The organism is Lactococcus garvieae (genome assembly GCF_016027715.1).
Classification (GTDB): domain Bacteria; phylum Bacillota; class Bacilli; order Lactobacillales; family Streptococcaceae; genus Lactococcus; species Lactococcus garvieae_A.
This window is the reverse complement of record NZ_CP065691.1, coordinates 1,142,377-1,163,540: the sequence shown is the minus strand read 5'-3', so window position 1 is coordinate 1,163,540 and position 21,164 is coordinate 1,142,377. Positions and strand designations below refer to the sequence as shown.

General features: G+C 38.4%; 16 protein-coding genes. 15 read left to right on the top strand and 1 reads right to left on the bottom strand.

Features of this window, described 5'->3' with window-relative positions; genetic code table 11:
- Window positions 1-7 precede the first annotated feature (7 nt).
- The 11 genes from fba to I6G50_RS05705 all read left to right on the top strand — a co-directional run bounded on the left by fba (window position 8) and on the right by I6G50_RS05705 (window position 13,723).
- Window positions 8-871, top strand: coding sequence for a class II fructose-1,6-bisphosphate aldolase (fba, locus tag I6G50_RS05755; protein WP_197908219.1), 864 nt, complete (start codon window positions 8-10; stop codon window positions 869-871).
- A 159-nt stretch (window positions 872-1,030) separates the two neighbouring features.
- Window positions 1,031-1,684 (top strand): HAD family hydrolase, encoded by a 654-nt coding sequence (locus I6G50_RS05750; protein ID WP_197908218.1) that lies wholly within the window; start codon window positions 1,031-1,033, stop codon window positions 1,682-1,684.
- 110 nt (window positions 1,685-1,794) lie between these two features.
- Complete coding sequence (locus I6G50_RS05745) at window positions 1,795-2,844, top strand: aminopeptidase P family protein (protein ID WP_197908217.1); 1,050 nt, start codon at window positions 1,795-1,797, stop codon at window positions 2,842-2,844.
- A 156-nt stretch (window positions 2,845-3,000) separates the two neighbouring features.
- A complete protein-coding gene (gene efp, locus I6G50_RS05740) occupies window positions 3,001-3,558 on the top strand; it encodes an elongation factor P (protein WP_003135896.1) in 558 nt (185 codons plus the stop codon).
- Between the two features lie 70 nt (window positions 3,559-3,628).
- Window positions 3,629-4,030, top strand: coding sequence for an Asp23/Gls24 family envelope stress response protein (locus I6G50_RS05735; protein ID WP_197908216.1), 402 nt, complete (start codon window positions 3,629-3,631; stop codon window positions 4,028-4,030).
- Window positions 4,023-4,997: a transcription antitermination factor NusB gene (gene nusB / locus I6G50_RS05730; RefSeq protein WP_081166160.1), complete on the top strand. Its 975-nt coding sequence runs from the start codon at window positions 4,023-4,025 to the stop codon at window positions 4,995-4,997. Before I6G50_RS05735 ends, nusB begins: the two co-directional genes overlap by 8 nt.
- A 514-nt stretch (window positions 4,998-5,511) precedes the next feature.
- Complete coding sequence (locus I6G50_RS05725) at window positions 5,512-6,654, top strand: glucose-1-phosphate adenylyltransferase (protein WP_197908215.1); 1,143 nt, start codon at window positions 5,512-5,514, stop codon at window positions 6,652-6,654.
- Window positions 6,644-7,789 (top strand): glucose-1-phosphate adenylyltransferase subunit GlgD, encoded by a 1,146-nt coding sequence (glgD, locus tag I6G50_RS05720; RefSeq protein WP_197908214.1) that lies wholly within the window; start codon window positions 6,644-6,646, stop codon window positions 7,787-7,789. Before I6G50_RS05725 ends, glgD begins: the two co-directional genes overlap by 11 nt.
- A 54-nt stretch (window positions 7,790-7,843) precedes the next feature.
- The gene (gene glgA, locus I6G50_RS05715; RefSeq protein WP_197908213.1) at window positions 7,844-9,295 is read left to right on the top strand and encodes a glycogen synthase GlgA; all 1,452 of its coding nucleotides are present in this window, start codon (window positions 7,844-7,846) and stop codon (window positions 9,293-9,295) included.
- A 51-nt stretch (window positions 9,296-9,346) separates the two neighbouring features.
- Complete coding sequence (locus tag I6G50_RS05710) at window positions 9,347-11,746, top strand: glycogen/starch/alpha-glucan phosphorylase (RefSeq protein WP_197908212.1); 2,400 nt, start codon at window positions 9,347-9,349, stop codon at window positions 11,744-11,746.
- 159 nt (window positions 11,747-11,905) lie between these two features.
- A complete protein-coding gene (locus tag I6G50_RS05705; RefSeq protein WP_197908211.1) occupies window positions 11,906-13,723 on the top strand; it encodes a glycoside hydrolase family 13 protein in 1,818 nt (605 codons plus the stop codon).
- Window positions 13,724-13,750: 27 nt separating this feature from the next.
- Here the strand turns inward: I6G50_RS05705 and I6G50_RS05700 are convergent, their stop codons facing one another.
- The gene (locus tag I6G50_RS05700; RefSeq protein ID WP_081166175.1) at window positions 13,751-14,680 is read right to left on the bottom strand and encodes a glycosyltransferase family 2 protein; all 930 of its coding nucleotides are present in this window, start codon (window positions 14,678-14,680) and stop codon (window positions 13,751-13,753) included.
- Between the two features lie 426 nt (window positions 14,681-15,106).
- On the opposite strand from I6G50_RS05700, the gene I6G50_RS05695 reads away from it, so the two are divergent.
- The 4 genes from I6G50_RS05695 to cydC all read left to right on the top strand — a co-directional run bounded on the left by I6G50_RS05695 (window position 15,107) and on the right by cydC (window position 21,150).
- The gene (locus I6G50_RS05695; protein WP_003135882.1) at window positions 15,107-16,567 is read left to right on the top strand and encodes a cytochrome ubiquinol oxidase subunit I; all 1,461 of its coding nucleotides are present in this window, start codon (window positions 15,107-15,109) and stop codon (window positions 16,565-16,567) included.
- Window positions 16,564-17,559 carry a cytochrome d ubiquinol oxidase subunit II gene (gene cydB, locus I6G50_RS05690; RefSeq protein ID WP_197908210.1) on the top strand — a complete coding sequence of 332 codons (996 nt, stop codon included), beginning with the start codon at window positions 16,564-16,566 and terminating at the stop codon, window positions 17,557-17,559. The genes I6G50_RS05695 and cydB overlap by 4 nt, the downstream gene beginning before the upstream one ends.
- A gap of 134 nt (window positions 17,560-17,693) precedes the next feature.
- On the top strand, window positions 17,694-19,400 hold the full coding sequence (cydD, locus tag I6G50_RS05685; RefSeq protein ID WP_197908209.1) for a thiol reductant ABC exporter subunit CydD: 1,707 nt from the start codon (window positions 17,694-17,696) through the stop codon (window positions 19,398-19,400).
- Window positions 19,401-19,431: 31 nt separating this feature from the next.
- Window positions 19,432-21,150: a thiol reductant ABC exporter subunit CydC gene (gene cydC / locus I6G50_RS05680; protein ID WP_197908208.1), complete on the top strand. Its 1,719-nt coding sequence runs from the start codon at window positions 19,432-19,434 to the stop codon at window positions 21,148-21,150.
- Window positions 21,151-21,164 lie beyond the last annotated feature (14 nt).

Here is a 21,164-nt window from a genome sequence, read left to right as displayed (position 1 = left end):
AGAAAAAATGGTACTTGTTAAAAGTAAAGAAATGATAGAAGAAGCATTTAAAAAAGGCTATGCTATTGGTGCCTTTAATGCAGAAAACATGGAAATGGCTGAGGCGATTGTAGAAGCAGCAGAAGAGATGAATGCACCAGTCATTGTGCAAACGACATCAGGTACACTCAACACCACACCACCCGAAATGTTCTATCATATGGTTAAAGCTGCTGCAGAGAAAATTTCTGTACCAGTTGTGATGCATCTGGATCACGGGGACGACTTTGACCGCGTGGCACGCTGCTTGCGTGCCGGTTATACTTCGGTGATGATTGATGCTTCAAAAAAACCTTTCGAAGACAATGTATCAATCACTGAAGAAGTAGTCAAAATGGCACACTCTATGGATATTCCAGTAGAAGCAGAACTAGGAATCGTTGGCGGAAAAGAAGATGGAAACAATGCAGAAACAGTAGCCTTTACAGATCCAACAGAAGCTGAACAATTTGTTAAAGCCACAAAAGTTGACTTCTTAGCTATCGGAATTGGTAACTCACACGGCTTCTATAAAGCAGAACCAAAACTCCAATACGATATCCTAGAAGCTGTAAAAGCTAAAACCGGAGATGTGCCATTGGTGCTTCATGGAACCTCAGGAATCCCGGACGAAGATGTCTCAAAAGCGGTAGCAATGGGCATTGCGAAAGTTAACTACGCGACTGAACTTCGTGCTGTTTTCACAAATGCCATAAAGGAATATATCTCTGAAGACGAAAAAGTCGTTGATCCGAAAAAATACAACACCGCAGCCAAACAAGCAGTAAAAGAACTTGTTAAACAAAAGATTCAAGTGCTTGGTTCTGATGGGAAAGCGGGGAAGTGTTGCTGAAATATTAATGCCTATATTTTAATAAAAAAATCCTGATTGTTTATCAGGGTTTCTTTTTAAGAAAGCTTAAACTCCAGAGTGTTCTTTTAAAGGCTACCCAATCCTTAGTTTTCAAGTAAATACTGTGGGGAAATCTTTCGGTTATGCTATAATAAACCTATGAAATTTAAAGCGATTGTATTTGATATGGATGGTGTTTTGGTTGATTCGGAACGTTTTCACTCGAAGGTTTTAGACAACTTTTTTGTAGAGAGTGGTATTGATGCCAGCCATTTAACACCCAAAGATTTTGTAGGGAGTGTCTTGAAAGATATGTGGCCAAAAGTCTTGCGTGATGAGTTTACGGAGGCGCGTGCAGCGCAAGTTCACCAAGATTTCTTGGATTATGATGTACAATTTCCAATTCCTTATAAAGAGCTACTTTTACCTGGCGTTACCGATGCTTTGAAAACTTTTTCAGAAAAAGGATACAAGTTAGCTGTAGCTTCAAGTTCACGTCGTCATGAGATTGCTGAAGTCTTGGATACACACGGTTTGCGTCAGTATTTCGAATTTTTCTTGTCTGGTCAAGATGAGTTTGAGCAGTCTAAACCAAACCCAGCTATCTATCTAGCAGCCATGGAGAAACTTGGAGTGCAACCTTCAGAAACACTGATTATTGAAGATTCTCATTATGGAATTATGGCAGGTAAGGCTGCAGGTGCCACAGTATGGGCAGTTAAAGATTATTACTTTGGGATTGATCAAGAGCAAGCAGATTATTTTATCGATACTCTTACAGATGCCAAAAACTTGTTGACTGATTCAGAATAGATAAAAGAACTTCTTTATTAGAGGTTCTTTTTTACTAGAGAAAGAAGCAATATTATCGTTCAGACTTTGTTATAATAGAAGAAAATATCCCAAACTAAAAGGAGAAAACGATGAGAATCAGCAACTTAAAAGAAAAAATAGTTCAAGAAAATTTAGATGGCTTAATCCTTACTGACATGAAAAATATCTATTATCTGACTGGCTTTTCAGGCACAGCGGGAACGATTTTCATGACGGCTGACCAATCCTACTTTATGACTGATGATCGTTATATTGGGATTGCACGGCAGTTAATTACCGGCTTTCAAATCATCCAAACACGTGATGCTTTGTCTGAAATCGCTCGATTGGCTGAAGGTCTCCATACTGTCGGCTTTGAAGATACCGTTGATTTTGCCTTTTATCGTGTATTGGCAGAAAAGTTAAAAAATGCTAAGCTTGTACCGACGACAAACTTTGTAGCGGAGCTACGCCAAATCAAAGAAGCAGATGAAATAAAAACAATCAAGAAAGCGTGCCAAATTGCAGATAAAGCTTTTGAAGCTGTGCTGCGCTATATCGAACCAGGCAGAACAGAAATAGAAGTTGCGAATTTCCTTGATTTCAAAATGCGGGAAATGGGCGCAAGTGGCATCTCTTTTGATACAATTGTCGCCTCAGGCAAGCGCAGCAGCTTACCGCATGGTGTTGCTACGCATAAGATGATTGAGTTTGGCGATCCTGTGACTATTGATTTTGGATGCTATTATAATCATTATGCGAGTGATATGACAAGAACAGTCTTCGTTGGTGAGGTTAGTCCGAAGATGCGAGAAATTTATCATACTGTACGTCAGGCAAATGAAGGACTGATTGCCGAAGCTAAGGCAGGAATGTCCTTGGTTGATTTTGATAAAGTACCCCGCAATATTATTGAAGAGGCTTCCTATGGCGAATACTTTACACATGGTATCGGCCACGGACTAGGACTTGATGTGCATGAGATTCCTTATTTCGGTGCGAAAGCTGTTGGAGAGTTAAAGCACAATATGGTGGTCACTGATGAGCCAGGAATCTATATTCCTGACTTTGGCGGCGTACGGATAGAGGATGATTTGCTTATTACTGAAGAAGGCTGTCAAGTCTTGACACAATCACCGAAAGAACTTCTGATCCTTTAAATCTAAAACCAGAATTCAAAGCCTCATTTGTTTTAAATATTCCTTTCAGCAAATGAATAGAAATTTGAAAAAGAGGTGAATTTGTGCTAAAATGAATTGTTAAAAGCTGTCTATTTAGGCAGTAAATAGAATATTCACTAGGAGATATATATAATTATGGTAGCAGCAAAAGACCTCAAAGCCGGTATGACATTTTTGAACGGAGATAAACTCCTCCGTGTTATGGAAGCAAGCCACCACAAACCAGGTAAAGGAAATACAATCATGCGTATGAAATTGCGTGATGTACGTTCTGGTTCTACATTTGACGATACATACCGTCCAGAAGATAAATTCGAGCAAGCAGTCATCGATACAGTACCTGCACAATACCTTTACCAAATGGATGATACAGCTTTCTTCATGAACAATGATACTTATGATCAGTATGAAATTCCAGTTGAACAAGTAAAAGAAGAATTGCTCTACGTTCTTGAAAATACAGATGTTAAAATTCAATTCTATGGTACAGAAGTTATCGGTCTTCAATTGCCAACTACTGTTGTCCTTGAAGTAGCTGAAACTCAACCTTCTATCAAAGGTGCGACAGTAACAGGATCTGGTAAACCAGCAACAATGGAAACAGGCCTAGTAGTAAATGTACCTGACTTTGTAGAAGCAGGAACAAAACTCGAAATTAATACACAAACTGGTGAGTACCTTAAACGTGCATAAGTAGTTTACTGTGGTATTATAAAGAGCCTTACTCCATAGAGAAACAAAAGAAAAGATAGAGGAGAGAACTATGGCAGATACAACTGTTCATACTGAAGAACTTGGTGAAATCGTTATTGCACCGGAAGTTCTTGAAGTAATTATCGGTATTACTACTGCAAAAATCGATGGTGTCTATGCATTGCGCAATAAACACTTTTCAGATAGCCTCGGCAAAAAATCAGAAGGCCGTGGTGTTTATATCGAAAGTAAAGTAGACAAAGTTATTGTGAATATCTATGTCTACTTGGCTTTTGGTATCAACGTGCCACAAGTAGCTATGAATATTCAAAAAGAAGTGAAAGAAGCAGTTGAACAAGCAACAGAAATCGTAGTTAATGATGTGAACATCCACGTTGTGGGAATCGTTCCTGAAAAATTACCAAAACCAAGCTTTGAAGATTTGTTTGATGAGGGTTTCTTTGATGCCTAACAAGCTAACACAACATAGCATTCGTCAACGTGCTGCACAAACGCTTTTTGAATATGAAATCAGAAAAGCTATGTCAGAAGCGGTCTTAACAGAATTTAAAAACAATGTAGAAAAAATCAATCGTGAATTGGCAAAGCCTATTCGTTTTGATATTGCTTACCAAGATGAACGTATCACCGTACGTGACTTTCCACGTTTTTTCACAAAACCGTTGAAAGAAATCGATAAGATTTATGAAATTTTGGATATTCCAAATCGTGAAAAAACAGCTGTCTATAGAGCATTGAGTTTTATCCGTGATTTTGGTGGTTATACTAAACGGATGAATGACCAAGAAGCTGTTGATTTATACAAAGATATCTTCATGAACTTGAATCTGGTACGTCTCTTTAATATTGAACTTGAAGAAGAAAATATTGCTGTACGTGTTCGTGATTTTTTACGTGCAAGTTTCAGATCCGAAACCCCAGAGGCAAAATTAGAAGTTTTCAACAAAGTCTTTTCAGATGTTCATTCTAGTGTTCGTGAAAAAATTACTGTGGAAATCTTTAAACCACTAACAGTTCAAGATGAAGTAGCAGAAGTATTAGCACAGACTGAACCAAAGTTTGCTGTAGCATCAAAAGGTATCTTGGAGCAAGCAAAACAATTTGCTTTAAACTACGATAATGATACCGATGAAGAAGTTGTAGCACCGGCTTATTTTACAGAATTAGTCGATGGTATATTAGAGAAGAAAAATGTTTTGGATGCAGCACTGTCTGAGTATCTCGCAAAAGGTTGGACTTTCTCTCGCTTGACAACGATTGAGCAAGCTTTGCTACGTCTAGGGGCTTACGAGATTTTGTTTACCGAAACTCCAGATTTAGTTGCCATAAATGAAGCTATCGAACTTACAAAAGACTTTAGTGATGAAAAATCAAGTAAATTTATTAACGGTATGTTGACAAATTTGATTAAAAAATAAAATATAATATATAAAAGACACAGAAACTTTACGTTTCTGTGTCTTTTTGTGATATTTTAGAATAATATTAGCAAATTTTCTCGTAAAATATTATAATAAAATCAGGTAATACAGCAAGTACTAAAAATATTCTTTATAGCTAAGAGGGCTTTAAAAATTTTACCGTAAATTTTCTAAATATTCTAATATTCGAAAATGCTTATTTGTGAGTAAATATACATTTTCTTTACTTATAACTATATAAATTTAATATGAACTAATAATTAGAATAACTCTTTTATAAAAAGAATAAAAAATAAATTCAGAATATTTTTTAGTAAAGGAAAGATTTATTTAAAAATTTATTAAGTCTAGTTAAATAGATGTTTAGCGCACTTTTGGAGTATTTTTTCCTATTATGAAATTTATTATTCTAATTAAAAAACGAAAAATAAATGAGTTTTACATTAAAAAATCTTGACTTTACTATATTAATAATATAAACTAATACTACAATAAAAATCGGAGGTCTGTTATGGGAATAGAAATGCTCGGTCTCATTCTTGCTGGGGGGCAAGGAACGCGTTTAGGAAAACTAACAAAAGATGTTGCAAAGCCAGCTGTGCCATTTGGGGGGCGATATCGTATCATCGACTTTGCTCTGTCGAACTGTGTGAATTCAAATGTTAAAAATGTGGGGGTGATTACACAATATGAACCTCTTGTTCTCAATGAACATATTGGGAATGGAGCACCATGGGGCTTAAACGGCGTTAATAGTGATGTAACCATTTTGCAACCTTACTCTTCAACCGAAGGAAGCAAGTATTTTGAAGGGACCGCGCATGCTATTTATCAAAACATATCCTATATTGATAAAAAAAATCCAGAATATATTTTGATATTGTCTGGTGACCATATCTACAAAATGGATTATGAAGCAATGCTGGAGAGTCACAAGAAACGTGAAGCGAGTTTGACCGTTTCGGTTATGGAGGTTCCCATAGAAGAAGCCAGCCGCTTTGGAATTATGAATACGGACGATAATGACCGAATCATTGAATTTGAAGAAAAGCCAGCAGAGCCAAAGTCTAATTTAGCTTCTATGGGAATTTATATTTTTAACTGGAAACGTCTGCGAGAAGTTTTGATTACGGGGTATTCAAAAGGTGTGGATATGGAAGATTTTGGAGCAAATGTTATTCCAGCTTATATTGATTCGGGAGAAAATGTTTTTGCCTACCGATTTAAAGGCTATTGGAAAGATGTGGGAACCATTGACAGCCTCCACGAAGCCAGTATGGAATTCCTTGACTTAAAAAATGAGCTTGATATCACAGACAAAGAATGGCGCATTTATTCGCGTAATGACATTTCAGCGCCACAGTTTCTGACAAAAAATGCCAAAGTCGCCGGTTCTCTAGTTGGTGACGGATGCTATGTTGATGGGCAAGTCTCAGATTCTATCTTGTCGCAAAATATCCATGTCCAAGAAGGAACAACTATCGAAAAAAGTTTTATCATGTCAGGTACTCATGTGGGTAAAAATGTAACCATAAAATATGCTATCTTAGGCGAAAAAGCCTACATAGGTGATAATGTAGAGGTTATTGGCAAACCAGGGGATATTGCTGTAATCGGACATGGAGAAGTAAGAGGGGAAGAAGATGAAGTCTGAAAATAAAATTTGTGCAATTCTGTCGACCGTTACACGTAATGAAAAACTTTCGCCTCTGATTAATCAACGTCCAGTAGCCACACTACCTTTTGATTGTAAATATCGCTTGATTGATTTTCCCCTTTCTTCTTTGGCTAATGCGCATGTCAATTCTATTTTTATGGCGGCAAACCAAGGGGAAACACAGTCCATCTTTGACCACATGGGCTCAGGTAGTGAATGGGGCTTGGACAGCTTTAAAAAGAGATATTTTGTTTATATTCAACAAGACTTTGAACGTCTCAAAGAACAAGGGTTACCTTACTTCGATCAACAAATTAGTTTTTTAAGAAAATCGAAAGCTGCTTATACTGTGCTGTTGGACAGTAAATTTGTTTGTAATGTTGACTTAACTGCTGTATTAAAAATCCATAAAGCTTCTGATAAACATATCACAGCTATCTATAAAAAAGTGACACCCGATATGGCTGAAGAATTTGATACCATTATTCGTTTTGATGAAAATAATAAAGCTTCCAGTAGCTTTCTGGGGCAGCTGACTTCTGTAAGAGAAAAAGAAGCCCTCAGTTTGAATATGTTTATCGTTGATACAGAGTGGTTGATTAAGTTTCTGCAACGTATGCAAGAAGAAGGGGAATATGCTTCAAGTTCCCGTTTACTCCGTAAATATATGGTTGATATGGATATAAATACTTACGAGTACACAGGCTATATGAGCAATATCAGAACTATAAAATCCTATTATGATGCCAATATGTCAATGCTTGATTCAAGCAATTTTACAGCCTTGCTTTATAGTAGCCAGCCTGTACGTACAAAGGTAAATAACGAAGTACCAACCTATTTTTCTAAGGAGAGCAACGTGACGAACAGTCAACTAAGCTCAGGCTGTATCGTGGAGGGTAATGTTAAGGATTCTTTGATTTCACGCCGTTCTAAAATTGAAAAAAATGCCTCTGTTGAAAACACAATGATGTTTACAGACAGCAAGATTAAATCAGGCGCTCAGGTCAAGTATGCCATCGTTGATAAGCATGTAGTGATTGAAAATGATGTACGTGTCGAGGGGACGCTTGAGAATCCCGTTGTTATTCCAAAGAATACGATTGTCACAGAGAATATTATTCAGAAATAGCAAAAAGTTGTCGTTACTCAAAAAACGGCAATTTTATGTATATGAGGAGAAGTCATGAAAGTATTGTTTGCATCAAGTGAGTGTGCGCCCTTTTTCAAAACAGGAGGATTAGGAGATGTAACAGGCGCGCTTCCTAAAGAACTAGCCAAAAAAGGTACAAATCTACAAGTAGCTGTTATCTTACCTTACTATAAACATGGGATAGCAGACCGATATAAGGCACAGATACAAGATGAATTCTGGGACTATGTTAATGTCGGATGGCGTCACGAGTATGTAGGTGTAAAAAGCCTCGTTCAAGATAATGTTAAATACTATTTTTTGGACAATGAAAGTTACTTTGGTCGTGATGAAATCTATGGATATGGCGATGATGGTGAACGTTGGGCCTTTTTCACTCTTGCTATCGCTCAGCTCATGGAAAGGCTCGAATTTATACCTGATGTTCTTCATGTCAATGATTGTCATACAGCTATGCTTCCTTTCTTACTGAAAGAAAAATTCCAATGGATTCGTGCTTACAAAGATATTAAAACAGTACTCACTATTCACAATATTGAATTTCAGGGGCTTATGCAGGGTACGGCTTTGACAGAACTTTTTGGCATGAGTATGGATCGTTATTTTGAAGGTGTGGTACGTCATAATGACATGTTGAACAGCTTAAAAACAGGCATCTTGTATGCTGACCGGGTCAACACTGTTTCGCCCAGTTATGCGCAAGAGATTCAGACTCCAGAGTTTGGCTGTGGACTGGACTCTATTTTACGCTTTGTTTCAGAGAAACTTGTGGGTATTGTTAACGGAATTGACTATGATGTTTATAATCCAGAAACAGACAGTATGATTGATTATCATTTTTCTATCTCTGATTTATCAGGGAAAGCAAAAATGAAAAAAGCACTGCAGAAACGAGTAGGGCTTCCTATGGAAGCCAATAAGCCACTCATTGGTATGGTCAGTCGTCTGACCACACAAAAAGGCTTTGATTTAGTACTTGAGCGGATGGATGAGCTTCTCCAAAAAGATATTCAGATTGTCCTCTTAGGCACAGGATATGAAGATATTGAAAATGGTTTTAAGTATTTTTCTGAAAGATATCCGGATAAATGTGCAGCTATTATCAGCTTTGACTTAAAACTTGCTCAAGAAATATATGCGGCAAGTGATTTCTTTCTCATGCCGTCGGCTTTTGAACCTTGTGGACTTTCTCAAATGATTGCGATGCGTTATGGTACCCTTCCTATCGTTCACGAGATTGGCGGTTTAAAAGATACGGTTAAACCATACAATCCTCAAACACATGAAGGAACCGGTTTTGGGTTTATTGATTTTACGGCTCAAGTATTAGTAAATACAATCAATCAAGCCTTGAATCTGTATGAATATGAGCCAAAAATTTTCCAAAGTCTTAGACTTAAAGCGATGCAGACAGACTTCTCATGGGAGAGCAAAGCTGACCTATACATAGACCTTTATAAAGATATGCTTGCGCAAAAAGGTTAATAACTATAATAAACCCATGAATAGAAGTTAAAAAAATCGGAGTAAAACATATTGAAGCTTTCAAAAACACAATTTAGACGAGACTTTGAACAGAAACTCACTTCAGAGTTTGCCACAGACCTTGACAAAGCAGGAATTACCGAAACGTTTTCTGCCTTGTCTGCAGTTGTGAAGCAGTATTACACACAAGTTTGGCAAGCAGATAATCAGTACAAAGACGAAACCCATACCAAACAGGTTTATTACTTCTCCATTGAATTTTTACCAGGGAAAATGTTAAAAAGTAATCTACTTAATCTAGGGATACTTTCAACAGTCCGAGAAGCTTTACAGGAGCTAGGAATTGATTTGGAAAAAGTAGCCGAAATTGAGCCAGATATGGCTATTGGTAATGGAGGCTTAGGGCGTTTAGCGAGTTGTTTTATGGACTCTGCGGCTTCGACAGGTCTTTCCGTAAATGGTAATGGTATCCGCTATCGCTATGGCCTTTTTAAGCAAAAAATAATTGATGGCTACCAAGTGGAATTACCGGATTCATGGCTAAACAATGTTAATCCATGGGAGGTAAGGCGTGCAGACAAGGCTTTTGAAGTGACCTTTGGAGGAGAAACTTGGCTTGAAGAAAAAGCAGACGGGAGTCTGGTGCCACGCTATCGGAATCAAGAACGTGTTTTGGCTGTCCCTTATGATACAGCAATGGTCGGTTTTGAAAACACAAGAGTAAATAATATGTGCCTTTGGCATTCAGAGGTACCCCAGGATTTGGATGCGAAATTCCAAAACTTGGAATATATGCGTCAAACCTCGATGCTGTCTGCGGAGTTGTATCCTGATGATTCAAATTATGATGGGCGTTTACTGCGCCTTAAACAAGAGTACTTCTTTGTTTCTGCTGGACTTCAACGGATCTTGCATCATTATAAAGTAAACAATAGAGGCCCCATCACAGACATTGCAGAATATATAGCCGTTCATATCAATGATACCCATCCAGCCCTTTGTGTACCTGAATTCATGCGTTTATTGATGGATGAAAATGCTGTATCTTGGGACGAAGCATGGGATATTACCGTAAAAGTGATGAGTTATACCAACCATACTCTTTTGTCTGAAGCGCTTGAAAAATGGCCGGAAGAGATGATTCAGACGCTTTTACCGCGAATTTATCAAATCATTAATGAAATTGATCGCCGTCGGACAGAAGAACTACTCCCGCTTGTAGGGGCGCGCTTGGTTCATCATACCCGTATCGTGAAAGACGGACAGATTCATATGGCTAATCTGGCAATTATTGGTTCGCACTCAACAAATGGAGTGGCTAAGTTACATTCGGATCTTCTTAAAGATGTGGAATTGCATGATTTCTACCAGTTATATCCAGAGCGTTTTAATAATAAGACCAATGGGATAGCAGATCGTCGCTGGATCCAGATTTCGAATGAACGTTTATCAAAACTTATTGATGAAAAGATTGGGCAGGAGTGGCGTCATGATTTGATGAAGTTGGAAGCTCTTAAAGCTTTTGTTGATGACGAGGAGCTGTTAGACCAGTTGGCCGCAGTCAAGTTAGAAAATAAAAAAGATCTGGCTACACTCATTGCGGAAAAAAATGGCATTAAAGTTAATCCTGAAGCTATTTTTGATGTTCAAGTCAAGCGACTCCATGCTTACAAGCGTCAGCTTTTAAATGTACTGCATATTTTGAAGCTTTATTTTGATATTAAAGATCAGCCAAATCTGAAGATGGTTCCACGTGTCTTTATCTTTGGAGCAAAAGCAGCACCTGGATACCATTATGCGAAAGCGATTATCAAAATTATTAATGAAATAGCTGTGATGATTAACAAAGACCCAGAAGTTAAAGATCGTTTGAAAGTGGTCTTTATGGAAAATTATAATGTGAGTTTGGCAGAAAACATTATTCCAGCTGCTGATGTGGGGGAACAAATTTCCTTGGCTTCGAAAGAAGCTTCGGGAACTTCAAACATGAAGTTTATGCTTAATGGAGCTTTGACGATGGCAACATTGGATGGAGCAAATATTGAAATTAAAGATGCTTGTGGTGACGAAAATATCTTTATCTTTGGCTTAACGAAAGACGAAGTTTACGAGTACTACAAAAACAGAAACTACAATGCACGGGATATCTATGAACAAAATCCCGTGGTGCATCGCATCTTGAACGCTTTTATCGATGGCACGATTCCAAATATTACGAATGAAGGGCCAGAAATTTTTGATTCACTCACAGCTTTCAATGATGAATATTTTCTTTTACGTGATTTCAATGACTATGTGCGGGCTCAAAAAGAGTTGGAAACTCTTTATAAGGATTCGAGAGCTTGGTCACGTGCGAGTTTGATGAATATTGCTACATCGGGTATCTTCTCCTCAGATCGTACAGTAGGTCAGTATGCAGAGGAAATCTGGTTTATTGAACCTAAAAAATAAATAAAATATTCAGGATATAAGAGGAAAGGGCTTGCCTTTCCTTTTTCGCTTACACTTGAATATGGTAAAATGACTTAAAGGCTACTCGTCCCTTAAAGGGGAGGGGACATAATGTTGGGAGGTTATCTCAACAAGCGGGCGAAAAGGAAACGAAAAAAGATGTATTATTATAATTCTTGGGATGCAGACTTTAAGCAACCCTTTGGAGCCATACGCGTTGGGCAAATTATGAAGGTTAATCTCAAGACCGATAAGGAAAATGTTACTGTTAAGTTCATTATTCGACGAGATTTTGGGGCACGTTCTGAATTTGACATGCAAAAAATAGAGCCAGGTATTTTTAGCTCTTCCGTAAAGTTTGATGTTGGTCAAGGCTTGTATTACTATTATTTTGAAATCAGTGAGCCCACAGACTGGGGCATCACTAAATTTTATTATGGATGTAGTGGGCTTGGAGGCGAGGGTGTACTTTATATGAATGAAAATGATGTCCGCCCTTATCAGGCGACTGTTTTCTCAAAAGCAGATCCGGCTCCAGATTGGTACCGTCAAGCAGTCTTTTATCAGATTTTTCCTGACCGCTTTTATAACGGAAATTCAGATGAAAAAATCAACCATCCAAAACCAAACTCTTTTATATATGCGACTAAGGAAGACACACCGCTTTATGTGAAAGATGAGAAGGGGGATGTGATTCGCTGGGATTTTTTTGGAGGGAATATTCGAGGTATTATTAAAAAAATCTCTTACTTAAAAGAGTTAGGAGTGAACGCACTCTACCTTAATCCCATTTTTTCAGCAACAACAAATCATCGTTATGATACCAATGATTATCTACAAATCGACAGTATGCTAGGTACAGAAGAAGATTTTCAAGAGTTGGTTCATCTCTTGCATTCAGAGAAAATGCATCTGATCTTAGATGGTGTTTTTTCTCACGTAGGAAAAGATTCACGTTATTTTAATATCTCTGGCCAATACGGCAGTGATGTAGGAGCAGCCAAAAATCCTAACAGTCGTTATATCGATTGGTTCAAATTTACGGAATATCCTGTGGATTATAAATCATGGTGGGGGATTAAAGACTTGCCAGAGGTGGATAAAGATAACGCTTCTTTTCGTAATTTTATCTATGGCGAGACAGACTCTGTGCTTGCCAAATGGAACCAGTTAGGAGTTGACGGCTGGAGGTTAGATGTAGCAGATGAGCTCCCAGATAGTTTTATTCGTGGGATACGGAAAAATTTAGCTCGCTATCCAGACACGGTACTCATCGGAGAAGTTTGGGAAGATGCTTCGAACAAGATTTCTTACGGGCATCGTCGTGATTATATTTTAGGCGACAGCTTACATGGAGTCATGAATTATCCTTTTCGTGAGTTGATTATTGGCTATCTTACCTTAGTTAAAAGTGCTCAAGATCTCGCCTATCAGATGATGGTTCTCAGTGAAAATTACCCACAAGATATTTTTTATAATAACTTGAATAATTTAGGTACTCATGATACAGAGCGTATTTTAACCATGGTGGGCGATGAAGCAAATGACTTGGCAGTGGGCATGCTCTTTAGTTTGCCCGGAGTACCCTGTATTTATTATGGGGATGAGGCGGGCTTAACTGGACGAAAGGATCCTAAAAATAGAAAATTTTTCCCATGGGAAAATATTCATGAACCTTCTTATAAGCTTTACAAAGAATGGGCAGCAAAGCGCCGAGGAGAAAAAGCCCTGTATCAAGGCAAGTTTACTCCCTTTTTTCAGGAAAATATTTTGGGAATCTTACGGTATACAGAATCTGAGGCTTTTATTTATGTGATTAATCCCACAGAAGCAGAGGTGACGATTTCTTTTGGAGATATTCATTTTTTACAGAAAGTTGCTTTCAAAGACTTGCTTGAGGAATGCTTGGATAAGCAAGTTCTTCCTGCAAAGTCGGGTAAGGACTTTAAAGTTGTTAAAGTGAGCAATAAAATTTAAGCGAGTAACATAAAAAACCACGCATTTTTAGTGGTTTTTTATGTTACTTTCTTTAACGATGTAGTTTGGACGGTTTTTGGTTTCTAGAAAAACTTTGGCAAGATATTTTCCTATAATACCAAGTGAGAGAAGCTGCAAGCCCCCAAGTAGAAGGACAATTATCACTAAAGTTGGAAATCCAGCGACCGGATCCCCCCATAGGAGAGTACGGATAAAATAGAATCCGCCCATTATAAGTGATGCTATAAAGCTAAGAAAGCCGACAAAGGTAGCAAGGGTAAGGGGTGTATCCGAAAAGTTGACGATGCCATCAATGGAATACTTGATTAAACCCCAGAAATTCCAAGACGTTTTACCTGCTACGCGTTCATGGTTTTCATAAGGAAGATACATTGTTTTAAAGCCAACCCAACTAAAAATACCTTTCGAAAAACGGTTGTGCTCACCAAGTTCAAGGATATTATCAACAACTTGACGCGTCATCAAGCGGTAATCACGTGCTCCATCCACCATCTCAGTATCCGAAATTTTGTTGATGATTTGATAAAACTTTTTGGCGAAAAAAGAGCGAAGAAGAGGCTCTCCCTCTCGTGATATGCGGCGCGTACCTACTACATCATAGCCTTGCAGTATCTTTTCATACATCTCATTTAACATTTGCGGTGGATCCTGCAAGTCAGCATCCATCACGGTGATAAGATCACCATCGGCAGCTTTTAAACCTGCTAATAATGCAGCCTCTTTTCCAAAATTTCTTGAAAAAGAGATGTATTTAATGTTAGGAGCTTGAGAAAGTTTTTTTAGTACCTTTAAAGTTCCATCCGATGAACCATCATCGACAAAATAAAAGACTTTTTCGAGAGGCAAATTTGCGGTTTGCTTATTGACTTCCTCAACGAAGAGTTCGACAGTTTCTTCTTCATTATAGGCCGGAACTACTATTGAAAGCTTCTTCACCGATTTACCTCCCTTTATTGTTACAGTTTAGTATAATATTCTAATTAAAATTACACATATATCATTCTCATAAATTATAACGTAACTAAAGTATTTAAGCAAATTTACAGAGCCTTAAAATTAAGTGCGAGCCTTGTAATTTACTCTGTTTGTAAAAGTGAGAATTATTTTAATTTCAGGATATTTCTTGCACAGAATTAAGGATACAAATAGGTTTTGTAATATATGCAATAAATATTTTAAAAGCCCTAATCACCTGTATTTAAGCACTAAAGTAAGTGATAAAGCCGAAAAATATTTGAATCTTAAATTTATAAACAAATTTCTTTTCGGTCTGCTTTCATAGTGTTACAATGAGATGTAATTAATTTTTGTTAGTCTCGAAAATTGTGTATTTTTACCTTTCTTCGAGCAATAGGAGGCTTTATGTTGACAATTGAAACTCTCGCACGTTTTCAGTTTGGCATGACCACAATCTTCCACTTTTTCTTTGTCCCGCTCTCAATTGGGCTGACATTGATGGCCTTTATCATGGAAGCATTGTATGTCAAAACGGGCGATGAGAAATGGAAAACACGTACTAAATTCTTTGGTACAATCATGCTATTATCTTTTGCTGTAGGTGTCGTAACAGGGATCATTCAAGAATTCCAGTTTGGTATGAACTGGTCGGATTATTCCCGTTTTGTCGGAGACATCTTTGGTGCACCATTGGCTGTTGAGGCCCTGCTGGCTTTCTTCATGGAATCCACTTTCTTAGGTGTATGGATATTTGGTTGGGATCGACTCGGCAAGAAATTGCACTTAGCTGCACTTGGCTTGGTCATGGTCGGAACCTGGCTCTCATCACTTTGGATCTTGGCAGCCAACAGTTTCATGCAAAATCCTGTGGGTTATGAAGTTATTGATGGTCGTGCAACTTTAACGAGTTTTACTTCATTATTGACTAATCCACAGACGACTTTAGAATTTACCCATGTTATCACGGGTGCCTTTTTGACAGGTGGTTTTGCTGTTGCAGGTATCTCAGCCTTTCAAATTTTGAAAAAACGGGAAGTAGATTTTTTCAAACCAGCTTTACGCTTAGGTCTTTTGGTGGCTTTATTAGGAGCCATGGGTAACTTTGTTGCTGGAGATCAGCAAATGCTGGAAGTCCGAAATACACAACCTATGAAATTCTCAGCAACAGAAGGTGTGTACGAGAAGACAGAGGATCCCGCTGCTTGGGACATGGTTGCTTTCTTTAATGAAGCCGACCACAAATCCCTCTTTGGGGTACGTATCCCTTATCTGTTATCTATCCTGACTTATCATCGCCCTTCTGGAGCAGTAGAAGGTATGAATGACATTAATAAAGAGCTTCAGGCCAAATATGGTGATCATCAAAACTATTACCCACCCGTTACGGTACTCTTCTATACTTTCCGTATCATGGCTGGATTAAGTATGTACTTCATGCTTATCTCAGCACTAGGACTTTTCTGGACACGCCGTAAGAAACCATGGATGTACGAAAAACCGGGTATGATGCGCCTGTATGGCTGGTCAATGTTCTTGCCGTTTGTTGCTATTACTTCAGGTTGGCTGGTAACGGAGCTCGGGCGTTATCCGTGGACAGTCTATGGTTTGTTTACGATTAAAGACTCTGTTTCACCGAACGTTTCAGTCGGAAGCTTACTCTTCTCAAATATCGTTTATTTTATTCTCTTCTGTGTCTTAGGGACAATCATGATTATTTTAAGCCGTCGCGTCATGCGTGAAAGTGCGCATAAAGCGGAAACAGCTTATGTTGACTTGGATCCCTTTAGTAGTGCCAATCTCAAAGAGAAAAAAGAAAAGTCTGAATCTAAAGAAGGACAAGAACAAGAAGAGGAGGCTTTGAAATGAGTGGATTACAATTATTTTGGTTTATCTTAATTGCAGTGCTCTTTGGGGGATTTTTCTTCCTCGAAGGTTTCGACTTTGGTGTGGGGATGAGTGTGATAACTTTGGCGCGTAATAAGCGTGAAGTCAATCAAGCAATTGCTACCATCGGTCCCTTCTGGGATATGAATGAGGTTTGGCTTTTGACTGCTGGTGGCGGAATGTTTGCAAGCTTCCCTTACTGGTATGCCTCTCTTTTCTCAGGCTATTACAATATATTGTTATTGATTTTAGCCTGTTTGATCTTACGCGGGGTAACTTTTGAGTTCCGTCACCGCAGTGAGACAGAAAAAGTAGAACGTGCCTGGGAAATTATACTTGGTGTGACAAGCTTTGCTATTCCTTTCTTATTTGGTCTGATGTTTACCAGCTTGATCCAAGGTGTCCCGATGGATGCGCGCGGTGATATCTACGCAAGCTTTACAACTTATGTTAACCCACTGTCTATCGTAGGGGGTGTCGCAGTCGCCTTGATGAGTTTCCTACACGGATTGAACTACATTGCCTTAAAGACAGAAGGTAGCATGCGTAAACGTGCAAATGATTGGGCTAACAAGCTTTACTTCATTCTTTATGCAGGAGAAGTTGCTTTTGCAGTCTTGATTGCACTCTACACTGACTTTATTGAAAAGCATGCGGTTTTGACCATTGGGTTGTTGGCAGTCATTGTACTTCTGACTGTGTTAGCTCATGTTTCAGTATCGAAGAAACGTGAGATGTCCGCATTTTTGTCATCTGGGTTAACATTCTTAGCATTGGTTGCTTTACTTTTCCAAGGTCTGTTCCCTCGTGTGATGATTGCAGAAAATCCTGCTTACAGCATTTTGATAAAAGATGCAAGTTCAACACACTATACTTTGTCAACTATGTCAATAATCACAATAGCAATCTTGCCATTTGTGCTTGCTTACATGGCATGGACTTACTATATTTTCAAAAAACGTGTGAGCGAATAATTGAAAGAAAAGTTCCTTCATAAGGAGCTTTTTATTATATAACTAAGAATGAATTTATAAGCAGTATCAAAGGTTTGCACCTCATATTTTGCTATAATAAAAGTTATTAAATGAATAAGAATAGGTAATTAAAAATGATTGATAGAACTCTATTTACTCTCCCAGGAGTACGTAAGATTCTTCCCGCCCTTGGAGGTCTTGCCTTACTTCAAGCGCTATGTATTTTAGGGCAAGCATTGTTCTTGTCTCAAGCTATAACAGGGCTTTGGCAAGGACAAAAGTTAACAGAGGTTTTGTGGTATATTATAGGCTTTTTTGTGAGCTTTTTTGGGCGTGAAGTGGTTAACTTTTTACGCCAGTATATGCTGGATCGGGTGTCCTACCGTATCGCTTCAAACTTACGTGGTCAAATTCTTTCAAAGGCTTTTAATCTAGGCCCAGCGGTCTCACGAGAAATGGGAACAGGTAACCTCACCTCCACCGTTATTTCAGGTATTGATGAGGTGGAGACATATATCAAACTGGTTTTGTCAAAGGTTTTGAATATGATGATTATCCCCATCCTCTTACTTGTAGCCATTGCTTTCTTAGATTTACAGACAGCCATTGTTTTAGCTATCGCTTTTCCTTTTGCGATTATTTTTATGATTTTGTTAGGATATGCCGCACAAGGCCAAGCCGATAAGCAGTATAAGACATTTCAGATTTTGTCAAATCACTTTTTAGACTCCCTCCGCGGTATTTCTACTCTCAAATATTTTGGACTTTCAAAGACCTATGCAAACTCGATTTTTCAGACTTCCGAACGTTTCCGTAAAGCTACCATGGCAACGTTGCGTGTTGCGATTTTGTCTACTTTTGCCTTGGATTTCTTTGCGACCTTGTCTGTAGCCACAGTGGCCCTCTTTTTAGGACTAAGGTTGATGGACGGTTCCATCCTCTTGTTTCCAGCCCTTGCTGCTTTGATATTAGCACCAGAATATTTCTTGCCCTTACGTGATTTTGCCTCTGATTATCATGCGACCTTGAATGGGAAAAATGCTTATGTGAGTGTGAATGAAGTCTTAAATACTGAAGAACATCTGACTGATGTGCTGCCTGAAGTGATAAGATGGGATGAAAACTCACGTTTAACACTCAGCCATTTAAGTAAAATATTTGAAACAGGGCGTGGTGTTTCAGATATTAATGTTGACATTCAAGGCTTTAAAAAGGTAGCGATTGTGGGTGCATCGGGTTCAGGGAAATCAACACTTTTAAGTATGCTTTCAGGATTTCTTATGCCCAGTGCTGGTGAGATACAACTTAATGAATACCAGTTGACATCGCTTAACGACGAAAAATTCCGTCATTCTTTACAGTTTATTCCTCAAAATACTTATATTTTTGCGGGCACTTTACGAGACAATCTTGCTTTTTATCAACCCGAAGCTTCAGATGAGGAAATTATCCATGCTGCAAGTTTAGCAGGCTTAAAAGATTTACTAGAAGACATAGGCTTAGCAGCACATATCGGTTCTGGTGGACGTACATTGTCTGGAGGGCAAATGCAGCGGGTGGCTTTGACACGGGCCTTTCTCTCTCACCAAAGAAATATACTTTTCTTAGACGAGCCAACGGCTCATCTGGATGTGGAAACGGAATTGGAAATTAAAGAAAATATTCTGCCTCTCTTTGAGAAGAAGTTAGTCTTCTTAGCCACTCACCGACTACATTGGTTGCCTCAGATGGATTTGATACTTGTCTTAAATGAAGGCAAGTTAGAAGCCATAGGCTCACACCAAGAACTCTTGACTACAAATGCTTATTATCAAGAGCTCTTGCAAGAAATGAGAGGCTAGACCACTTAATTGTAAAAGCAATGGAGAAAAAATGAAAAAGATTCTTTTCAATAATGATTGGATCACACCTTTTTTGCGTAAATATCGTGTGGGGATGATTTTAGCGATTATCCTTGGTACCATCACGATGTTTTGTGCAGGTTTGCTTATGTTTTCAGCAGGCTATGTGATTTCGAAATCAGCAACGAAACCCCAAAATATTTTGATAATTTATGTTCCGGTACTGATGGTGCGTGTTTTTGGTATCTCACGACCAGTTGTCCGCTATATCGAGCGCTTAACTTCACACAACTGGATTTTACGTATTACCAGTAACCTCCGTCGAAAACTTTATTTGAGATTGGAGAAATCCGCCATTGGCTTATCTGATCGTTATAAATTGGGTGACTTACTAGGCTTACTGAATGAAGATATTGCCAATATTCAAGACTTATTTTTACGTACTATATTTCCGTTAATGATTGTCGGTAGCTTATCTGTGGCTCTGATCATCGCGTCTGGAGTTTTCTCGATAGCCTTGGCCTTGGGTATTGCCTTTTTCTTAGGTCTTATGGTGATTGTTTTACCCTATGTATCCTTAAAGGTCTCGGCTAAGTATGACCGTGATTTAAAAAACTATCGAAATCAACTCTTTTCCAATCTGACAGATGATATTTTAGGACTGCAAGATTGGGTTTTATCTGACAGAAAGGATGATTTTTTAGGAGACTATCAAGCTTCAGAGCAAGCAGCACGTCAAATACAAGAAAAAATGTTGAGCTATGTACGGAAGCGTAATTTAGTTTTGCAACTTATATTTGCCTTACTTGTTGTTTATCTAATCGTATGGTCAGGAACTAGCTTGCAGGGAGGAGATGCTCCAAACTATATTGCAGCTGTTTCTTTGGCGGCGTTTCCCCTTTTTGATGCGTTTGCTCCTTTATCTGATGCGGTTGTTGAAACACAACGTTATGGTGATTCTGTACAACGTCTCAACGACTTGTCTGATGTTAAGGAAGATGTACGACAAGAAAGGATTTTGGCTACTGATTTACAAATCTCTGAATTAAACTTTGCTTTTGGAGATAAAGTGATTTTTGAAGATTTAAGCCTTCACATTAAAGAAGGAGAACATGTCGCTATTTTAGGACGTTCTGGTGTAGGAAAGTCAACCTTAGCGAGTTTGATACGGGGTGATCTCATCGCCCAATCGGGGCGGATAGATCTTTCAGGTGTTGAGCCAGCCTACGCTAATAACGTCGAAGAAAAAATTGGTGTCATCAATCAAAATCCATATATTTTTAACGCAAGTATCCGCTCTAACCTTAGTTTGGCTCGTTTGGATGCAAGTGATGAGGAAATCTGGAATGCCTTGGACTTGGTTGGACTTAAGAAAATGGTTGCTTCCCTTCCAAACCAGCTCAACGAAGTTGTTGATGAAGCAGGGCAGCGTTTTTCAGGCGGTGAACGCCAACGTTTAGCTTTAGCCCGGATTTTATTATCTGATGTTGAGCTAGTTATTCTTGATGAACCCACAGTTTCGCTTGATCCGATTACGGAAAATCAACTATTACGACTTTTCTTCGAGCGCTTAAAAGATAAAACCATTATCTTTATCACACACCATCTTCTTGGTGTTCAACACATGGATCGTGTCATCTTTTTTGAAAATGGAAAAATTAAACTGGATGACCAACCAGAATACCTTCTTCAACATAATGAAGACTTCCAAAAACTGTATCAAATGGACTTAGGAACTAACGACTTTTAAAAGTCGTTAGTTTT